Origin of the sequence: Mangrovihabitans endophyticus (genome assembly GCF_014646155.1) — a bacterium.
Taxonomy (GTDB): domain Bacteria; phylum Actinomycetota; class Actinomycetes; order Mycobacteriales; family Micromonosporaceae; genus Actinoplanes; species Actinoplanes endophyticus.
On sequence record NZ_BMMX01000013.1, the window covers coordinates 1 to 19,672 of the forward strand.

General features: G+C 70.0%; 13 protein-coding genes and 1 riboswitch. Of the genes, 9 read left to right on the plus strand and 4 right to left on the minus strand.

What is annotated here, in order from left to right:
* Nucleotides 1-130 precede the first annotated feature (130 nt).
* Together IEY73_RS16020 and IEY73_RS16025 are read right to left on the minus strand one after the other, a co-directional pair.
* Entirely contained in the window at nt 131-880 is a 750-nt protein-coding gene (locus IEY73_RS16020) for an SDR family NAD(P)-dependent oxidoreductase (RefSeq protein WP_189080013.1), read from the minus strand.
* Nucleotides 881-912: 32 nt separating this feature from the next.
* Nucleotides 913-1,746 carry a helix-turn-helix transcriptional regulator gene (locus IEY73_RS16025; protein ID WP_189080014.1) on the minus strand — a complete coding sequence of 278 codons (834 nt, stop codon included), beginning with the start codon at nt 1,744-1,746 and terminating at the stop codon, nt 913-915.
* A 244-nt stretch (nt 1,747-1,990) separates the two neighbouring features.
* Between IEY73_RS16025 and IEY73_RS16030 the strand changes: the two genes are divergently transcribed.
* The 7 genes from IEY73_RS16030 to IEY73_RS16060 all read left to right on the plus strand — a co-directional run bounded on the left by IEY73_RS16030 (nt 1,991) and on the right by IEY73_RS16060 (nt 12,709).
* Entirely contained in the window at nt 1,991-3,145 is a 1,155-nt protein-coding gene (locus IEY73_RS16030) for an ROK family transcriptional regulator (RefSeq protein WP_189080015.1), read from the plus strand.
* On the plus strand, nt 3,142-3,954 hold the full coding sequence (locus IEY73_RS16035) for an ABC transporter permease (RefSeq protein WP_229715869.1): 813 nt from the start codon (nt 3,142-3,144) through the stop codon (nt 3,952-3,954). The genes IEY73_RS16030 and IEY73_RS16035 overlap by 4 nt, the downstream gene beginning before the upstream one ends.
* On the plus strand, nt 3,951-4,712 hold the full coding sequence (locus tag IEY73_RS16040) for an ABC transporter ATP-binding protein (RefSeq protein WP_189080016.1): 762 nt from the start codon (nt 3,951-3,953) through the stop codon (nt 4,710-4,712). Before IEY73_RS16035 ends, IEY73_RS16040 begins: the two co-directional genes overlap by 4 nt.
* A complete protein-coding gene (locus IEY73_RS16045) occupies nt 4,709-5,710 on the plus strand; it encodes an aliphatic sulfonate ABC transporter substrate-binding protein (protein ID WP_189080017.1) in 1,002 nt (333 codons plus the stop codon). The genes IEY73_RS16040 and IEY73_RS16045 overlap by 4 nt, the downstream gene beginning before the upstream one ends.
* Nucleotides 5,707-7,191: a sulfatase family protein gene (locus IEY73_RS16050; protein ID WP_229715870.1), complete on the plus strand. Its 1,485-nt coding sequence runs from the start codon at nt 5,707-5,709 to the stop codon at nt 7,189-7,191. The genes IEY73_RS16045 and IEY73_RS16050 overlap by 4 nt, the downstream gene beginning before the upstream one ends.
* Nucleotides 7,192-7,253: 62 nt before the next feature.
* The gene (locus tag IEY73_RS16055; protein ID WP_189080018.1) at nt 7,254-9,485 is read left to right on the plus strand and encodes a family 43 glycosylhydrolase; all 2,232 of its coding nucleotides are present in this window, start codon (nt 7,254-7,256) and stop codon (nt 9,483-9,485) included.
* Nucleotides 9,486-9,643: 158 nt separating this feature from the next.
* A complete protein-coding gene (locus tag IEY73_RS16060; protein ID WP_189080019.1) occupies nt 9,644-12,709 on the plus strand; it encodes a discoidin domain-containing protein in 3,066 nt (1,021 codons plus the stop codon).
* 49 nt (nt 12,710-12,758) lie between these two features.
* On the opposite strand, the gene IEY73_RS16065 is transcribed toward IEY73_RS16060, so the two are convergent.
* Nucleotides 12,759-14,300, minus strand: a complete 1,542-nt coding sequence (locus IEY73_RS16065) for a cation:proton antiporter (RefSeq protein ID WP_189080020.1) — start codon at nt 14,298-14,300, stop codon at nt 12,759-12,761.
* 36 nt (nt 14,301-14,336) lie between these two features.
* Nucleotides 14,337-14,443: riboswitch (ZMP/ZTP riboswitch) on the plus strand.
* 22 nt (nt 14,444-14,465) lie between these two features.
* Between IEY73_RS16065 and IEY73_RS16070 the strand changes: the two genes are divergently transcribed.
* Entirely contained in the window at nt 14,466-15,890 is a 1,425-nt protein-coding gene (locus IEY73_RS16070) for a glycine hydroxymethyltransferase (RefSeq protein WP_189080021.1), read from the plus strand.
* Between the two features lie 370 nt (nt 15,891-16,260).
* Here the strand turns inward: IEY73_RS16070 and IEY73_RS16075 are convergent, their stop codons facing one another.
* Nucleotides 16,261-16,779 (minus strand): metallophosphoesterase family protein, encoded by a 519-nt coding sequence (locus IEY73_RS16075; RefSeq protein ID WP_189080022.1) that lies wholly within the window; start codon nt 16,777-16,779, stop codon nt 16,261-16,263.
* Between the two features lie 521 nt (nt 16,780-17,300).
* Between IEY73_RS16075 and IEY73_RS16080 the strand changes: the two genes are divergently transcribed.
* Nucleotides 17,301-19,526 carry a discoidin domain-containing protein gene (locus IEY73_RS16080; protein ID WP_189080023.1) on the plus strand — a complete coding sequence of 742 codons (2,226 nt, stop codon included), beginning with the start codon at nt 17,301-17,303 and terminating at the stop codon, nt 19,524-19,526.
* Nucleotides 19,527-19,672: the final 146 nt, after the last annotated feature.

The following is a 19,672-nucleotide window of genomic DNA, read 5'->3' on the forward strand; positions in this document are numbered from 1 at the left end:
GGGGCGGCGAGGGGCGGCGAGGGGCGGCCCCGGGGCGGCGCGCGGGCGGCGAGGGTGGCGCAGGGGCGGCGCGGGGGCGGCGGGGTGACCCGTGTGGCCCTGGCGGCTGGGTTACGGCGGGTGGGTTGGGCTACAGCAGGGTGCCGCCGGACGCCTCGATGCGCTGGCCCGTGATCCAGCCCACCGGGTTCGTCAGCAGCGTCGCCACCACCGCGCCGATGTCCTCCGGTTCGCCGATGCGGCCCAGCGCCGCCCGGTTTCCCATCGCCTCGCGCACCGCCGCGTTGTCCCGCATCGCGCCGCCACCGAACTCGGTGCCGATCGGGCCCGGCGCCACCACGTTCGCCGTGATGCCGCGCGGTCCCACCTCCTGCGCCAGGTATCGGGTGAAGACCTCGATCGCGCCCTTCATCGAGGCGTACGCGGAATAAGTGTTGTTGCCGTCGGTGAACCGGGCCAGGCCGGTGGAGAAGTTGATGATGCGCCCGCCGTCAGCGATCACCGGCAGCAGCTTCTGGGTCAAGAAGTAGACCCCGCGAAAGTGCACGTTCATCATGGTGTCGAAGTCCTCGATGGTGGTCTGCGCGATCGAGCCGCCGAGGCCGACTCCGGCGTTGTTGACCAGGAAGTCGATGTCGTCGCGGTCCCAGTTCTCGCGCAGCGTCGTGCGGAGCGACGCGACGAACGCGTCGTAGTCCTCCAGCGCGCCGACCTGCAGCGGCAGGGTGGCCGCGGTGCGGCCGAGCTTGGCGATCTCGTCGGCGGTGGTGCCCGCGTCGGAGCGGTACGTGTAGACGATGTCGACACCGGCCTCGGCGAGGGCGAGGGCGCAGCTACGGCCCAGTCCACGGTTGCCGCCGGTGATCAAGGCGATGGGCATGGTGAAGCCTTTCCAGGGGAGAAACGGAGGGTTCAGATCCGCTGGTCGCCGAGGACGGAGAGCAACTGCAACTTCTCGTAACTCTCCGACCCGGGCGCCGCGGTGAAGACCAGCAACGTCTGTGACTGGTCCGGGTCCAGCAGCGTCTGGCAGTACAGCTCCAGGACGCCGACCTCGGGATGGCGGATGCGTTTGCGGTCCACGTGCGTCATGCCGACCTCGTGGTCCGCCCAGACGGTTGCGAACTCGGGGCTTGCCGCGAGCAGGGCGTCCACGATCTCCGCGGAGCGGCCCCGGCCGTTCTCTCGCGCGTACGTCTGACGCATCTGCGCGGTGAAGATCCGCCCGTGCATGGGGTGGTCCTCCTCGGGATAGATCTCGCGGGCGGTGGGTTCGGTGAACCAGCGATACAGCATGGAGCGGGCCAGGCCGGTCCATCGTGTCTCGTCGCCGAGCAGCGCGATGGCCGGCTGGGTCTGCCGCAGCGTCTCGCCGTGTGGGGACATCACCTGCGCCGGTGTGTCGGCGAGCCGGTCCAGCACGCGCATGATGCCGGGGCTGAGATGTTCGCTGCGCAGCAGGCGCTGTGGTGTGGCGTGCCCGGCCAGTTGGAACAGATGGTCCCGCTCGGACAGCGACAGGTGCAGGCCGCGGGCGATCGCGGCGAGCATCTGTTCGGAGGGGTGGGGTCCGCGTTGCTGTTCGATCCGGCTGTAGTAGTCGGCCGACATTCCGCAGAGCGCGGCTACCTCTTCGCGTCGCAGCCCCTCGGCGCGGCGGCGCGGGCCGCGTGGCAGGCCGACATCCTCCGGCTGCAGCGCCTGGCGGCGTGTCCGGAGGAAGTCGGCGAGCTGTGCCCGGTCCATGCGTCGAGTCTCCTTCAGGTCTCTGGGTCCGGCCGGGGTTTCGCCGTGATCCTGTCCCGGTCGGCGTGGAACCAGCGTGCCCCGGCGGCGCCCCGGTGATGAAGGTCGGGCTTGTCCGGGGACAAACAGTCCGTGGATGTGCTGCGTAACGCCGGTGTTACGCAGGAACTAAGCCTATAGAAATAGTAGGTTTAATTATGCCGGAGTGTTGACGGAAAAATTCGGCCCCGCCTACGGTGGCGACGTGGCTCACACTTCGGGTGTACATGCCCTGGTCAGGCGCGTTCACGAGGAACGCGTCCTGGCGATCCTGCGGGAGCGCGGTGGCCTCAGCCGAGCCCAGATCGCGGTCCGCGCGGGCCTGTCCCGCACCACGCTTTCGGAGATCACCGGAGGTCTTCTCGCGCGCGGGGCAATCGTGGTCGTCAATACCGATGCCCGCCGTCGGGTGGGCAGCGGACGCCCCGCCGAGTTGCTCGCCCTGGATCCGCACGCGGGGCAATACCTCGGGGTGGACCTGCAACACGCCCGCGTCCGCGTGGTGGTGGCCGACGCCACCCACGAGATCATCGCCGGCGGCCAGGCGGCGTACCCGGAGGGCACCGGCCGCACCGGCCGCCCGGCGGTGGCGTTCGACCTGATCGACCGGATCGCCGCGGAGTCCGGGATCAACTTCCAGGCGTTGCAAGGCGTCGGTGTGGGCGTGGTGGGACCGGACGCGGATGGCTCGCGCCGCCAGGTGACGGCCGCGTTCGCGCAACGCTTCGCGGTGCCGGTCGTGGTGGACAACAACACCCGGTTCGCGGCGTTGGCGGAGGCCGTGGCGGACGGCACCGATCCCCGTGACCTCGTCTACATCCGACTCTCCGACGGCATCGGCGGCGGGGTGGTGGTCGGCGGCCGTCTGGTGGCCGGTGGGCGGGGCATGGCGGGCGAGTTCGGGCACATCGCGGTCGACCCGTCCGGGGTGCCCTGCCGGTGCGGCAAACGTGGCTGTTTGGAGACCATCGCGTCGGTGCCCGCCGTGCTGCGCGCCTGCGGCCTGGCCACGCTGGGCGACCTGGCGCAGGCCGGACCGGCGGTGCACCCGGTGCTGGACGCGGTGGCCGACGCGGTGGGCCGGGTGCTCGCCGAGGCGGCGCTGATCCTCAACCCGGAACAGGTCGTGATCGCGGGCAACCTGGCCACGGCGGCGCCGCGCGTCGTGACCCGTGCCGCCTCGGTGGTGGCCGCCGAACTGACCCCGGTCGGCGGGGCCGGCCCGACCATCCGGTCCGCACGCCTCGGCGACGACGACGGCGCCCGCGGAGCGATCGCCGCGCTGTTCCGCCAGACCCCGCTGCTCACGGACTACCCCTCGACCATCCCCGCCCCGGGCGCGGGTAGGAGCGCCACATGACCATGGTCCGCCAACAGCCCGCCACCCAGGCCGGGACGCCGCAACCCGAGCCGCGTCGACGGCGAACCGTGCCGCGCGGCGTGCTGAACCTGGTGTCCGTGTTGCTCGGCATCGGCATCTGGTGGCTGCTGCCGACGGTCGGCTTCCACGACATCCCGGCGCCGCCCGAGGTGGCCGGCCGGGCCTGGGAGCTGACCGTGGACGGCACGCTCGGCGGCGACGTGCTGGCCAGCCTGCTGCGGGTGTTCATCGGGTTCGTGCTGGGTGTGGTGGCCGCGGTCCCGGTGGGATTCCTGATGGGCTGGTACGGGCCGATTCGCGGCCTGGTCGAGCCGTGGGTGCAGTTCTTCCGCACCATCCCGCCGCTCGCGATCATCCCGCTGGCCATCGTGCTGATGGGCATCGGCGAGACGCCGAAGATCTTCGTCATCTTCCTGGCGTCGTTCCTCGCCTGCGTCATCGCCACCTTCCAGGGCGTGGTCAACGTGGACAAGACGCTGATCAACGCGGCCCGGGTGCTCGGCGCCAAGGACCGGACCATCTTCGCCCGCGTGGTGGTGCCGGCGTCCACACCGTTCATCCTCGTCGGCATGCGCGTCGGCCTCGGGTCGTCGTGGGCGACGTTGGTGGCGGCCGAGCTGATCGCGGCGCAGCAGGGCCTGGGCTACCGCATGCAGAACGCGCAGCTCTACTACGACCTGCCGACGATCTTCGTGGGCCTGATCGCCATCGGCGTCTTGGGCCTGCTGATGGACCGGATCCTGCTGTTCGCCGAACGGCACCTCACCTCGTGGCAGGAGCGCCGATGATCGTCATCGACCGGGTTCGCAAGGTCTTCCCGTTGGCCGGTGCGGAGTTCGTCGCGCTCGGGGACGTCTCGCTGGAACTGGCGGACAACGAGTTCGTCACCATCGTCGGCCCGTCCGGGTGCGGCAAGACCACGTTGATGAACATCCTCGCCGGGCTGGAGACACCGAGCGGCGGGCGCGCGCTGGTGGACGGCACGCCGGTCGCCGGTCCCGGCCCGGAACGCGGCGTCATCTTCCAGCAGTACGCCCTCTTCCCCTGGCTGACGGTGCGCAAGAACGTCGAGTTCGGACTGCGCACGGCGGGTGTGCCGGCGGCCCGGCGGCGGGAGATCGCCGAACACTTCATCCACCTCGTCGGACTCGACCAGTTCGCCGACGCGCTGCCCAAGATGCTCTCCGGCGGCATGAAGCAACGCGTCGCCATCGCCCGCGCGTACGCGGTCAATCCCTCGATCCTGCTGATGGACGAGCCGTTCGGCGCGGTCGACGCGCTGACCCGGGTCCGCCTGCAGGAGCAACTGCTGGACACCTGGAGTCAGGAACGCCGCACCGTCGTCTTCGTCACGCACGACGTGGACGAGGCGGTCTTCCTGGCCAATCGGGTGGTCGTGATGGCCGCCCGGCCCGGTCGCATCGTCGAGGTCATCGACGTCGACCTGCCCTACCCCCGCACCGAGGACATCCGCCTCAGCCCGGCGTTCGCCACCCTGCGCAACCGGGTCTGGGGTGCCGTATACCACCAGGAGACCCCCGCATGAACCGACGTGCATTAGGCGCCCTGCTCGCGTCCATCGCCCTGGCCGCCACTGCGGCATGTGGCGACGACGGCGGGGACTCGGCCGGCTCCGGCGGCGACACCATCAAGGTCAACTTCGGGTACATCGCCGACTACAACGGCACCAGCCTGCTGGCCATCGCCGATGATCAGGGGATCTGGGACAAGCACGGCGTCGACGTGAGCACCGAGGTGTTCACCAACGGCCCCTTGCAGATCACCGCCCTGGGCGCCGGCGACCTGGACTTCGGCTACATCGGACCGGGCGCGGTCTGGCTGCCCGCGTCCGGCAAGGCGAAGATCGTGGCGCTGAACAGCCTGGGCAACTCCGACCGGGTGATCGCCCAGGCCGGCATCACCAGCCTGGCCCAGCTCAAGGGCAAGAAGGTCGGCGTTCCGGAGGGCACCTCCGGCGACATGATTCTCACCCTGGCCCTGAAGAAGGCGGGACTGTCCGCCTCGGACATCCAGCGGGTGCCGATGGAGCCGGCCACCATCGTCTCGGCGTTCTCCTCCGGACAGATCGATGCCGCCGGCATCTGGTACCCGCTGCTCGGCAACATCAAGAAGCGCAAACCGGACCTGGTGGAACTGGCCAAGAACGCGGACTTCGCCGACGAGGTCTCCTTCCCGACCGAGTTCGTGGCCGGCAACGACGTGGTGAGCGACCAGAAGGACAAGGTCGACCGGGTGGTGGCGGCGTTGCGCGAGGCCATGGACTGGCGTGCCGCGCACGGCGACGAGGCGATCAAGCTGACCGCCGACATGCTGCACCAGTCGCCCGACGCGGTCGCCGCCGACGCCGCCAACAACCAGATGCTCACCACGGCTGAGCTGGATGAGTACACCAAGAACGGAACCATCGACAAGTGGCTGACCGGCATGGGGGAGTACTTCGTCGGGGCGGGCAAGCTGCCGCAGCAGGTCGACCCGAAGACGTATTACCTCGGCGACGTCTTCACCGGAGCGGCGAACAAGTGAACCTTCTCTTCCTGATGACCGACCAGCACCGGGTGGACACGCTCGGGGCGTACGGCAACACCCAGGCGCGTACCCCCCACCTGGACCGGCTGGCCGGCTCCGGCACCCGCTTCGACCGGTGGTACACGCCGACCGCGATCTGCACCCCAGCGCGGGCCAGCCTGCTCACCGGGCAGGCCCCGTTCCGGCACAAGGTGCTGGCCAACCACGAGCGCAACGTCGGCTATCAGGAGGATCTGCCGCCGGACGTGTTCACGTTCCCGGCCGCGCTGCGGGAACGCGGCTACCACACCGGAATGGTGGGCAAGTGGCATGCCGGCACGCAGCGCACCCCCGCCGACTACGGGCTGGACGGTGTGCACCTGCCCGGCTGGCACAACCCGGTGGACCACGAGGACTATCTCGACTATCTGAAGGAGCGCGACCTCCCGCCGTACGGGATCACCGACCGCATCCGCGGCACGCTGCCCAACGGGGGGCCGGGCAACCTTCTGGCTGCCCGGCTGCGGCAGCCTGCCGAGGCCACCTTCGAGCACTATCTGGCCACCCGGGCGATCGAAATGATGCGCCGGTACGCGGCGGACTACTCCGCCCGGCGCCAGCCGTTCTACCTCGGCGTGCACTTCTTCGGCCCGCATCTGCCCTACATCGTGCCGGACGCATACTTCGACATGGTCGACCCGCAGACGGTGGTGCTGCCCCGGTCGGTTGCCGAGACGTTCGAGGGCAAGCCGCCGGTGCAGCGCAACTACAGCGCACACTGGACGTTCGACACGATGCCCATCGAGACCACCCGCAAGCTGATCGCGGTCTACTGGGGTTACGTGACGCTTATCGACGAGCAGATCGGCCGGATCCTGGCCGAGATGGACGCCCTCGGTCTGCACGACGACACCGCGGTCTTCTTCACCTGCGACCACGGCGAGTTCACCGGAGCACACCGGCTGCACGACAAGGGTCCGGCGATGTACGAGGACATCTACCGCACGCCGGGACTGGTCCGCATCCCCGGCGCGCCCGCCGGACAGGTCCGCGACGAGTTCGTGAGCCTGCTCGACTGCACCGCCACGATGCTGGACCTGGCCGACGCGCCGGCCGGGCAGGCGGTCGACTCGCGCAGCCTGGTGCCGCTGGTCCGCGGCGAGAACCCGCCGTGGCAACCGGACATCGTCGCCGAGTTCCACGGGCACCATTTCCCGTACCCGCAGCGCATGCTCCGCGACGAGCGCTACAAGCTGGTGGTCAACCCGGACTCCACCAACGAGCTGTACGACCTGCGCACCGACCCGGACGAACTGCTGAACGTCTACCACCATCCGGAGATGGGCGAGGTGCGCGGCCGGATGATGCGGCGGCTCTACACCCTGCTGGTCGAGCGCGGTGACCGGTTCTTCCACTGGATGACGTCCATGTACGACGTGGGGGAGGTGACCCACGACCCGACGATGAGCGGGCTCGACGAGTCGACGTACCAGTCGTGACCCACCCCCTCCCGTACGTCCGCAACTGCTGAATCCCCCGAGTCCGAGAAAGGACCGCAGCCGTGCGCCCGATCCCACGTACCGCCGTCGTGTTGGCATCGCTGCTCTCGCTGGCCGCACCGGCCGGTGTCCCCGCACCGGCGTCCGCGGCACCCGATGCCGCCACCTACACCAACCCGGTCAGCGCCGACACCGTCGACACGTTCCCCGATCCGACCATGATCCGCGGCAAGGACGGCCGGTGGTACGCCTACGGCACCACCAACCCGATCTTCAACAGCGACGGCGAGACCGGCGAGCACATCCTGCCCACGATGGTCTCCGACGACCTGGTCCACTGGACGTACGCCGGAGACGTCTTCGCGCTGCACGCGAAGCCGTCGTGGTGGCCCGCCGCGACCCGGCCGTGGGCGCCGGACATCCGGTACTACGACAACACCTACCACCTGACGTACGCCCTGTCGGTGGGCGGCATCGGGCTGGCGACCAGCCCGAACCCGGCGGGACCGTGGACCGATCGCGGGCAGATCGTGCCGGCGGCCAGCGGATGCCCCAGCGGCACCATCGACCAGGCCATGTTCACCGACACCGACGGGTCGTACTGGCTCTACTGGGGAAGCTACGACACCATCTGCGTGTCCCGGATGACGCACGACGGGACCGCGCTGACCGGCCCGGTCACCCAGATCGGCCGGGGACGCCGGATGGAAGGCGGGTACGTCGTGCACCGCGACGGCTGGTACTACCTGTTCTATTCCGACGGCGGATGCTGCGACGGCGCGTTCAGCGGCTACGTGACGAAGGTGGCCCGCGCGAGTTCGCCGACCGGTCCGTTCCGCACGCCCAGCGGCGTCGACCTGATGGATCTGACCAGCAAGGACGGCATCGTGGTGGCGGGCGACGGCAACCGCTGGGTGGGTCCGGGACACAATGCGCTGGTCACCGACCTGTCCGGACAGGACTGGCTGGTCTATCACGCCATTCCGTACGCGGACCCGGACTTCCCGCCGGTCACCGGCGCGAACGGCGCCACGCTGCGGCTCACCAAGCGCCCGCTGCTCATCGACCGGCTCGACTGGATCGACGGCTGGCCGGTGGTCCGCGCCGGCGCCGGGCCGTCCACCACGGCCCAGCCCGCTCCGGTCACCACCTGGGCGGTGGGCAGCCGATTCGACACCGCCGACGGGTTCGGCACGCAATGGGACCTGGTCGACGGGCATCTGCAGACGGACGCCGCCGGCACCGTGCTCAGCGACGACACGGTGGCCGGCAACGTCCGTGTGGAAGGCGACGTGCGGGGCGCTGCGGCCGGCATCGTCTTCGCCTACCGGAGCCCGGACAACAGGATCGAGGCCCGGCTGGACGGCGCGACGAAGCGGCTGATCGTGGACGTGACGGTGGCCGGTGCCACCACGACGGCCACCGCGGCGTTGCCGGACAACACCAACGTCGATTCGTGGCACACCATCGCCGCGGAACGCCGCGGCCGCAACCTCAGCGTCGAGGTGTCCGCCGACCGTCTGCGTGACGCCAGCGCGGCGGTCGCGATCACCCTGCCCGCGGGCATCGGCAACGGCCGGATCGGGGCGGTCTCCCGCTCCGGCGCGGCGCAGGTGGACAACCTGGGCGCGGCGCCGCTGTACGCTCCGGTGCGCCATCGGGTGGCCGACCCGTCCGTGGGGGCGAAGCTGGCCGCGTACTCGGACGAGTTCACCGGGTCGGCGCCGGGCGCGGGGTGGAGCTGGATCCGCGGCAACCCGGGCGTCACGGTGAGCGGCGGCGCGCTGTCCTGGCCGACGCAGAACGCCGAGCTGGCGCTGGGCGACAACTCGGCCTCGGTGCTGGTGCGTGACGCGCCGTCGGGTGACTACGTGGTGGAGACGAAGCTGGACTTCGACGGCACCCGAGGGAATCAGCAGGCGGGGATGATCCTCTACGGCACCGACGACCGGTTCATCAAGCTGGTGCATTCGGTGCTGCCGTTGAACAACGGCGGCGGCGCGGTGTTGCAGCAGACCGAGTTCACCAAGGAGGACACCCGGGCGTCCACGTCCCAGGTGACGTCGGGACCGATGTTCGGCGGCCCGGCGCCGCGCACGATGTGGCTGCGCATGCTGTACCAGCCGGAGACGCGTACGGCACGCATGGCGTCCAGCCGGGACGGCGTGACGTGGGAGTGGGGCGGTTCCTGGACGGCGGAGTTCGCCGCGCCGCCACGGATCGGGCTGATCTCGATGAACGCGTCGGGAGCAACCGGGAGATTCGACTACGTCCGCACCTACGCGGCGGGATGACGGGTGGACATGCGGTGCGGCGACGGGAGTCGCGGCGGGTACTAAAGTCGCGAATCTAACGTAAAGGACCGCGTACCATCGGTCTGGGTTCGTGCCGTGGAGGTCGCATGCTGCCTTTGTCGCGTCGACAACTCCTCGCGCTGAGTGGGTCACTCGCTGTGACGCCGACGGTCGGGAAGCGTCGCGACGTCGCATGGTGGTCGAAGCCGCACGACGATGCCGTCGCCGACACCTACCGGCACGTGCTGCATCTGCACACGCGATGGGTGCAGGCGCAGTGGGATTCCGCCCTCGGCGCGTACGCCGCGAACGACTTCCGCTTCGTGTCGGTGCTCGGCAACGCGGTGCTGCTGGTCATTGAGGATTACGACGAAGACCTGGCCGGCGTGTCCCGGCGTGAGTTGGAGGAGCGGACGCTCGCCACCGTCAAGCGGTTCGCCGCGACCAACCGGCTGGCCGGTGGTCGTGAGTGGGGCCGGCAGATGTTCTGGGACTCGACCTACGAGCTGTACTTCGTGCTCGCCGCCCGCCTGCTCTGGGACCGTCTGGACGCCGCGACGCGGACGAACGTGCAGCGCATCGCGACCGGCCAGGCGGCGTACGCGTACGGGCTGAATCACGGCGACGACCCGCTGAGCGAAAGCGCCGGCGCGAGCTGGACCACGAACGGCGTCGAGGGCGGCTGGCTCGATGACAGCAAGCTCGGCGAGATGGGTGTCTATGCCCAGGCCCTGGCGCCCGGCCTGGTCTGGGCGGACTCGCCCGGGTTCGGCTGGAGGGACCGGTTCCTGTTCTGGATGGCCAACCTGAGCGGGCTGCCCGCCGCGGACCGGGCGAACGCCGCCCGGCTGGACGGGCTTCCGGTGCGCGAGAGGGCCGAGGCGCACAACATCTACGACACGTTCATCGTCGCGGGCCAGGATGCGGCGGGCCGGGGCGCGGCGGATCCGTACCTCCAGGCGGAGGTGTGGCGGGTGGCGGCACGCACCGCGATTCACTTCCTGGTGGCCGGCAAGGCGCTGCCGCAGCTTCTCACCCACGCGCCCAACGGCGAGCAACTGTGGCGGACGTTGAAGCTGCTGGCCACCGACGCCGGCGAACCGGTGATGCCGATGGCCGGGGACCACTATCACCGGTACGGGTGCGACGTGCTGCCGCTCGCCTTCCTGGCCCAGGTGCGCGGCGACCGGTACGCCGCCCGTGCCGAGGCGGATCTGGCCGCGCGCCTCACGCCGTACCTGCGCTATGCGCCGCAATACCGGCTGACCAAGCTCGCCGGTGAGGAGAGCCGGGAACCACAGGCCCGCGCGGAACTGGCCATCGCCTATCTCCTGCACCGGCACCGCGGCTCCGCGGTGACGCCGGTGAGCCGCGACGCGTTCTTCGCCGACGCCGCCGGGACCCGTGACTTCGGCACCGACGTGGGCCTGACCGTGCAACAGACCTCGGCGGGGGTCGCCGCCGCCGTCTCCAAGGAAGGCTTCATCCGCTTCCTCTGGCAGCCCCGGCACGACAACTGGCTCATCGACACCCGGGCGGCGGGTTTCCTGCCGGCCGGCAGCCCGGTGCCCGTGCAACGGTGGACCAGGGCGCTGCGCCGGGTGCGCGAAGGGGTGGACGCGACCGCCACGGTGTTCTGCTACGGCGACCGGTACGCGGGTTTCGTCACCCTGCCGACCGGCACGGTGATCTACGCCAGTTCGGGGATCGGCCGGGACGAGGGCATGCTCACCCTGTTCAACCGCAACATGCCCGGCATCCCGGGGATGTCGGGCGAGAGGGCGTTCACCTGCGAGGGCGGCAAGCTCACCCTCAGCGGCAGCGGCGGTGGTGGCGGCGACGGCGGCACCGACGAACTGATCTTCAAGCCGCGGCCCGCCCGCTACGTGCGAATGCTCGGCCGGGAAGCCTCCGGCGAGTACGGGTATTCACTGTGGACGTTCAGCGTGCTGGACGAGGCCGGTGCGGACCTGGCGCAGGGCGCGATGCCGATCGCCTCCTCCTCCGACGTCACCTATCCCGCCCGCAACGCCACCGACGGCAACCCGCAGACCCGCTGGGCAGTGGACCGCGGCGAGCGGGGGCGCTCGAACAGTTGGCTCGCGGTCGACCTGGGATCCACGGTGACCGTCGCCGGCGTCCGTCTGGAATGGCAGGACGCCTACGGTGCCCGGTACCTGATACAGACCTCGACGGACGCGCTGACCTGGACCGATGCGGTGAGCGTGCCGCAGGCGCACACGTTGAGCGGGCGCTGGGTGGACATCGACGGGCGGGCCGGCCTGGTGACACACGGCGGTTCCCGGCCGATCACCGTCACCGCGACCGGCGTGATCGCGGCCACCGGTGACCTCGCCACCGACGAGGAGCCGGAGATGCTCGTGGTGGAGGGATACGCGCGGCGCGGCGTGGACCTGGCCGCGGCGGCCGCGCGGCGCATGCCGGAGGCGCCGCCGGGGATGCTGGCCAGCGACGCGGACGGCCACCTCGCGGTGTTCAACTTCCAAGCCGAGCGGTCCGCCGTCGAAGCGGTACGCCTGCCGTCGAAGACCCGCCTCTACCGAGGTACGCAGGAGGTGCGCCCGGACTGTCTGGAGTGGATGGTGACGGTGGCGGGCGGCGCCGCCCTGGTCGAGCCGCCGCGGTTCACGGTCGAGCCGGCCGCGCCGGTCGGCACCCGGTTCGTGGTCGCCGACTCGCACCACGTGCGCATCACCGCGCCGAGGGACCAGCCCGTCCGGGTGCGGCTGCACGCCGGGAACTGGTCGACGACGGTGCAGGTGGCCGCCGGGCGCACCACGAAGGTGGCGGTTGACCGGGAGGGCCCACGGACCCCGACGACCGACCTGGCCCGTGCCGCCGTCACCTTCCCCACGTCGCCGTTGCCCGAGGACATGACCGCGCCGGACAACGCGGTGGACGGCGACGCCCGCACCGCATGGCGGCCGGGTACCTCCGGCCGGATGGTGGTCGACACGGGGCACGTCTACGACGTCGCGGTGATCCGGCTGACCTGGACCGACGGACGGCGTCGCCCGGTGCGGGTGGAGCACTCCACCGACGGGCTCACGTACACCTTGGCGGACCGGATACCCGAGCCCGCGCGGGTGGCCGTGTCGCCGATGCGCACCTCGGCCCGGTACGTCGCGGTGGTGGTGGACGGGTGGCGGCCGGGCGACGCCGAGTTGGCGGAGTTCGCGGTCTTCCCGTCCGCGGCCGACTGAGTCGTACCGGCTGGCGCGGTCCGGGCCGCGCTGTCCGGACCGCGGTGTTTCAGTGCGTGTGCCGCGCGGCCTCCCGCAGGTCGATGTCCTCGATGAGCCGGCGGGCGGTGTCCTCGTCCAGTTGCCGCTGCATCACCGCCCTGCCCAGCGCCAGCCGCTGCTGCTCGAACGCCGTGTCCGGGTCATCGTCCGTCGCGGCCTCGGCGGCGATGCGGCGGCCCGTCTCGCGCATCTGCTCCGCTTCGGCGCGCTCGGCGCGCACATCGAACTTCAGCCACCGCGTCAGCCGGCCCAGGGTGGTGCCCTGGATCAGCAGGGTGCCCAGCGTGACCACCAACGCGATCGCCTGGATTGCATCCCGCCCGGGGAACGGCGCCCCACTCGACGTGGTCTGCGGCACCGCTGCCGCCGCCGCCAGCGTGATGATGCCGCGCATGCCGGTCCACCCCACCAGCAGCGTCTCGCGTCCGCTCGGCGGACCCAGGGGCTGTCCGCCGCCGCGCGCCGTCCGGCGTTCCTGACGCTGCTGCCGACGTCGCGCGAAGGCGGGGTCGCGGGCCACCTGTCGTTCGGTCATCCGGTTGCTCAGCGCCCAACGGCCGAACAGGGCGTACACGCCGCCGATGCGGACCACGATCGCCACCACCAGCAGCACCCCGGCGGCGATCAGCGTGCGGATCAGCCCCGGATCGTCGGACTCGGCCAGGTCAGCGAGCACGAATCGCAGTTGCAGGCCGATGTACGCGAAGACGAACGTCTCCAGCAGGAAGTCGATCACCGGCCAGACGGACTCCTCCTGCAGCCGGGTCCGGTAGGCGCCCGGATACTGGTGCTTCGGGTCCAGCGTGAGGTTGACGCTTACCGAGAAGGACGCGACCACCACCGCCAGAATCCCCGAGGCGTGCACCTCCTCGGCGGCCAGGAACGCGGTGAACGGCAGCAGCATCACCAGCGCGGTCTCCAGCGTGGGGTGGCCCAGCCGCTTGCGGATCCACAGCGTCAGCACGCCGAGCAGCAAGCCGATCCCGATGCCCAGGAAAGCGGTGCGGAAGAACTCCCCGACGCCACGGCCGACCGTGGTGTGCTGCCCGTCCACCGCGGCGAGCGCGATGCTGAACAGGGTCAGCGCGGTGGCGTCGTTGACCAGGCTCTCGCCGGTGAGGATCGAGGTGACCCGTTTCGGCAGGCCGGTCTCCTCGCCGTGGGACACCGTGGTGATGGTGTCCGGCGGTGCGAGGACCGAGCCGAGCGCGAACGCGGCCAGCCCCATCGAGGGCACCAGCCAGGAGGCCACCAGGCCCAGGGCGCCCGCGGTGACCAGCACCAGCAGGACGCCGAGGCTGATGATCGGGCGCAGGTTGGCGCCGAAGCCGGAGAACGACGCGCCGCGGGTCGCCGAGTAGAGCAACGGCGGGATCACGATCGCCATGATGAGTTCGCTGTCCAGTTCCAGCCGCGGGATGCCGGGCAGGAAGGACGCCGCCGCCGCGAGCACCACGATGATGACGCCGGGCTCGAAACCGCGGCGCTTGGCGATGGCCGACACCGCGATGCCGACGCCGATGATGAGCAAGATCTGCACGCCGTTCACGCGGGCAGCGTAGTTTCGGCGGTGGCGGGTATGCTGGCGGCGGGCCGTGACTGGCGTGTTCGGATGGGCCAACCATCGGGGAGCGGTCCCACGGCTGGGCGTTTCGTCCGGCCAGTGACCTGCCGTGCGCCTGGGCCTCTTCCGCTCTGTGATAGGGAGGTCCGCATGTCCGACCTGAACGCCGAATCCACCGCCTACCGCGCCGCGCTCGACGTGGTCCGCGGGGTCGAACCGCGCATCGCCGACGCCATCACCAAGGAGCTGGCTGACCAGCGGGAGTCGCTGAAGCTCATCGCCAGCGAGAACTACGCCTCTCCGGCGGTGCTGCTCGCCATGGGCAACTGGTTCTCCGACAAGTACGCCGAGGGCACCATCGGCCGCCGCTTCTACGCCGGCTGCCAGAACGTCGACACGGTCGAGGCCGTCGCCGTCGAGCACGCCACGGCGCTGTTCGGCGCGCCGTACGCGTACGTCCAGCCGCACTCGGGCATCGACGCGAACCTGGTGGCGTACTGGGCCGTGCTGGCCGACCGGGTGGAGGCACCGCGGCTGAAGAAGCTCGAAAAGCGCCAGGTCAACGACCTGACCGACGCCGAATGGGCGGAGCTGCGAGCGGCCTTCGGCAACCAGCGGATGCTGGGCATGAGCCTGGACGCCGGTGGCCACCTCACGCACGGATTCCGGCCCAACATCTCCGGCAAGATGTTCGACCAGCGCAGCTACGGCGTGGACCCGGCGACCGGACAGATCGACTATGCGGCGCTGCGGGAGACCGCCCGCGAATTCCGCCCGCTGCTCATCGTCGGTGGCTATTCGGCGTACCCCCGGAAGGTGAACTTCCGCATCATGCGCGAGATCGCCGACGAGGTGGGCGCCACCTTCATGGTGGACATGGCGCACTTCGCGGGCCTGGTCGCCGGAAAGGTGTTCACCGGCGACTTCGACCCGATCGCCAACGCGCACATCGTCACCACGACTACGCACAAGAGCCTGCGCGGTCCGCGCGGCGGCGCGGTGTTCTGCGGCCCGGAACTGTCCGACCAGGTGGATCGCGGCTGCCCGATGGTGCTCGGCGGCCCGCTCGGTCACGTCATGGCGGCCAAGGCGATCGCGTTCGCCGAGGCCCGCAGGCCGGAGTTCGCCCAGTACGCCCAGGCCATCGTGGCGAACAGCCGGGCGCTCGCCGAGGGCCTGAGCCGGCGCGGGGTGAAGCTGGTCAGCGGCGGCACCGACAACCACCTGGCACTGCTGGACGTGCACCCGTTCGGCCTGACCGGGCGGCAGGCCGAGCAGGCGCTGCTGAGTTCGGGCATCGTCACCAACCGCAACGCCGTACCGTCGGATCCGAACGGCGCCTGGTACACCTCCGGCATCCGGGTGGGGACTCCGGCGCTGACCACCCGCGGCCTGGGCGTCGCGGAGATGGACCAGATCGCGGAGCTCATCCACACCGTGCTGGGCGCGACTACCCCGGCGGCGGGCTCCAAGGCGAAATACCAGCTCGACCCGGCGCTGGCGGACCGGGTGAGCAAGCAGGCGAGCGAGTTGTTGGCACCGTACCCGCTCTACCCCGAGGTCGACCTGGGCTGACCCCGCCCGGGCCGTCGCCGCCTCCGTCCGCCGGACGGGTCCCCGCCGTCCCGGGCCTCCCCCGCGCCGTCCCGGGCCCGCGCCCCCGCCGTCCCGGGGCTCCCCCCGCGCCGATCTTGGACTTTACGTGCCCGATGTGTGGCGACTTATCCGACAAGCCCGACCGTAAACTCCATGATCGATCCGGCGGCCTCCGCTGCGCCGGCCGATCATGGAGTTTGCGGTCGGACATGTCGGTCCTGCCGGTACAAGCCTGGCACACAAAGCTCAAGATCGGCGCGGCGGGGCCACGGCGCGGGGGAGCCCCGGCGCGGCGGAGCCACGGCGCGGGGGGCCACGGCGCGGCGGGGCCACGGCGGGGCGGGGCGGGTTACCGTGTGGGCGGGTCATGGCGGCGGGGTAGCTTGTGCAGGGTTACGTCGCCCAGGGTGCCCGCGTCGATCGTCGCCGTCATGAACGTCGCGTACGGCTGGCGGCGCCGGTCGGTCGGGGAGCCTGGGTTGAGCAGGCGCAGCCCGGTGGCCGTGGTGGTGTCCCAGGGAATGTGTGAGTGGCCGAACACCAGCACGTCCAGGTCGGGAAACCGGGCTGCGCAGCGCTGCTCGCGTCCGGTGGCCGGTCCGGTCTCGTGCACGACGGCCATCCGTATGCCGTCGACCGTGGCGTGGGCGATCTCCGGGAGCCGGGCGCGCAGCCGCGGGCCGTCGTTGTTGCCATAGCAGGCGATCAAGGCTGCGGATCGCTCGGACAGCAGGTCGAGCGTCGCCTCATCCACCCAGTCTCCGGCGTGCACGACCATGTCAGCGGAATCTATCGCCGCCCAGAGTGCGGGCGGCAGATCACGGGCGCGTTTCGGCAGATGAGTGTCGGTCGTCAGGACCAGCCGCATGATGCCAGCGTAGGGCGAACCGGGGATCACGTGGGCGCCGCGGCGACGGTGCCGTTGAGGGCAGACCCGGGCGTCGATTGAGGCAGACTATGACCGTCCGCATGGGAGAGCGCTTCCCAGGGAATCGCCGGTTACGTCGTCTTCTGTCCACGATGTGAATCTTGACGGCAGGTGCCGTAACCGGTTCCGGGATCTCCGTTATCGGTAGATCCGCGGAACATCCGGAGTCGGCAAGGGTTGTCGTTCCGGTGCTTCTAGCTGCTGAAACTCATGTTTCGTGCCACCCTGACAGCCGCCGAACATGACATTCGCAAGCCCGTCGATGTTAGGGATCGGTTCCGGAACCGTCCCCAACCCTGGACATGGCCCGGGGCGCTACCTAGCGTCAACGGCGGGTGAGCGCTCTCCAGTACGCGGAACCCCCGTCCGCACACCCCAGCGCACGGGATGCGTACGCGTGGAGACCGTCTCACCCGAGTGCGAGAAGTCCCCCTCGCACCTCCCCGCACACAGGAGAAGCAATGACCATCCCCTCCCACTCCGCACCACCGCGGAGACGTTCGGCATGGCGGCTCGGTGCGATCGGCGGTCTTGTGGCCGCGGTCGTCGGCGGGTACGCCATCACCGTCGCCAATGGCGCGGAGGCCGCGGAGACCCTGCTCTCGCAGGGCAAGCCGGCTACCGCGTCCTCCACCGAGGCTCCGAACGCCTACCGGGCCGAGGAAGCCGTCGACGGCAACCCCGGCACCCGCTGGTCGTCGACCTTCTCCGACCCGCAGTGGCTGCAGGTCGACCTGGGTAGCTCGTCGAGCATCACCCGGGTGGAATTGAACTGGGAGACGGCGGCCGCCAAGGCGTTCCAGATCCAGGTGTCGGACAACGCCTCGAACTGGAACACCATCTATTCGACCACCACCTCCACCGGCGGCGACCAGTCGCTCAACGTCAACGGCACCGGCCGGTACGTGCGCATGTACGGCACCCAGCGCACCACCGGGTACGGCTACTCGCTCTGGGAGTTCAAGGTGTTCGGCGGTGGCGGGACCACGCCGACCACCCCGCCCACCACGCCGCCGACCAGCGGCCCGCCGGTCCCCGGCGGCGGCAGCCTGGGCGCCAACGTGGTGGTCTTCGACCCGGGCATGTCCACGTCGGCCATCCAGAGCCGGGCGGACGAGATCTTCCGCCAGCAGGAATCCAACCAGTTCGGCACGCAGCGTTACGTGCTGGCGTTCAAGCCGGGCACCTACAACGGCCTGAACATCCAGGTCGGCTTCTACACCTCGGTGGTCGGGCTGGGACAGAACCCGCAGGACGTACGGATCAACGGTGACATCACTGTGGACGCCGGCTGGTTCGACGGCAACGCCACGCAGAACTTCTGGCGCTCCACCGAGAACCTGTCGGTCTACCCGGTCAACGGCACCGACCGGTGGGCCGTCTCGCAGGCCGCCCCGTTCCGCCGGATGGACGTGCACGGCAACCTGAACCTGGCGCCGAACGGCTACGGCTGGGCGTCCGGCGGTTACATCGCCGACTCGCGGATCGCCGGCTCCGAGGGCCAGTACTCGCAGCAGCAGTGGTTCACCCGCAACAGCCAGATCCAGTCGAACACCAACGCGGTGTGGAACCAGATGTTCGTCGGTGTGCCGGGCGCGCCCGCGCAGAGCTTCCCCAACCCGCCGTACACCACGATCGGTTCCGCCCCGGTGATCCGGGAGAAGCCGTACCTGTATCAGAACGGCGGCAACTACGCGGTCTTCGTCCCGAACTTGCAGACGAATGCCTCGGGTGTCACCTGGGCGAACGGCAACACGCCGGGCAGCAGCATCCCGCTGAGCCAGTTCTATGTGGCCAAGCCGGGTGACAGCGCGGCGACCATCAACCAGGCGCTGGCGCAGGGCCTGAACCTGATCTTCCAGCCGGGCGTCTACCACGTGAACCAGACCATCAACGTGACCCGGGCCAACACCGTGGTCATGGGTCTGGGCTACGCGACGATCATCCCGGACAACGGGGTCACCCCGATGCAGGTGGCCGACGTGGACGGGGTGAAGGTGGCCGGCCTGCTGTTCGACGCGGGTACGACCAACTCGGCCAACCTCCTGGTGGTCGGGCCGAACGGGTCGTCGGCGAACCACGCGAGCAACCCGACCACGGTGCAGGACGTGTTCTTCCGCATCGGTGGTTCGATCGCCGGTAAGGCGACCAACAGCCTGCTGGTGAACAGCAACAACACCATCATCGACCACATCTGGGCGTGGCGCGCCGACCACGGCAACGGCGGCACGTACGGCTGGAACGTGAACACCGCGGCCACCGGCCTCACCGTCAACGGTCAGAACGTCACCGCGTACGGCCTGTTCGTCGAGCACTACCAGAAGTACGAAGTGGTCTGGAACGGCAACGGCGGCCGCACGTACTTCCTGCAGAACGAGCAGCCGTACGACCCGCCGTCGAACGCGGCCTGGCGGTCGGACGGCACCGGATACGCGGCCTACAAGGTGGCCGACTCGGTGACCAGCCACGAGGCGTGGGGGCTGGGTAGCTACTGCTACTTCAACGTCAACCCGTCGGTGCACTCCGCACGTGGCTTCGAGGTGCCGGTGAACTCCGGGGTCAAGATGCACAACCTGCTCACCGTTTCGCTGGGCGGCAACGGCGTCATCGACCACGTCATCAACAACACCGGTGGCCCGGCACAGGGCACCGACACCGTCCCGGTCTACGTGGTCAACTTCCCGTAGGTCACGGACAGCGGCTCGACACGGCCGCCGAGACGCGCGGAGCGTCTCGGCGGCCGTTCCCGTCTTCGGCCCCGCTTCCATGATCGCTGCAGGCAACAAAACCGAAACTCATTGTTGACAGTTGATGTCTCCGGTCGTCTAGTAGA

Coding starts and splice junctions, on each gene's coding strand:
- IEY73_RS16020 (WP_189080013.1), bottom strand. CDS start 880: ATGCCCATCGCCTTGATCACCGGCGGCAACCGTGGACTGGGCCGTAGC.
- IEY73_RS16025 (WP_189080014.1), bottom strand. CDS start 1,746: ATGGACCGGGCACAGCTCGCCGACTTCCTCCGGACACGCCGCCAGGCG.
- IEY73_RS16035 (WP_229715869.1), top strand. CDS start 3,142: ATGACCATGGTCCGCCAACAGCCCGCCACCCAGGCCGGGACGCCGCAA.
- IEY73_RS16040 (WP_189080016.1), top strand. CDS start 3,951: ATGATCGTCATCGACCGGGTTCGCAAGGTCTTCCCGTTGGCCGGTGCG.
- IEY73_RS16045 (WP_189080017.1), top strand. CDS start 4,709: ATGAACCGACGTGCATTAGGCGCCCTGCTCGCGTCCATCGCCCTGGCC.
- IEY73_RS16070 (WP_189080021.1), top strand. CDS start 14,466: ATGTCCGACCTGAACGCCGAATCCACCGCCTACCGCGCCGCGCTCGAC.
- IEY73_RS16075 (WP_189080022.1), bottom strand. CDS start 16,779: ATGCGGCTGGTCCTGACGACCGACACTCATCTGCCGAAACGCGCCCGT.
- IEY73_RS16080 (WP_189080023.1), top strand. CDS start 17,301: ATGACCATCCCCTCCCACTCCGCACCACCGCGGAGACGTTCGGCATGG.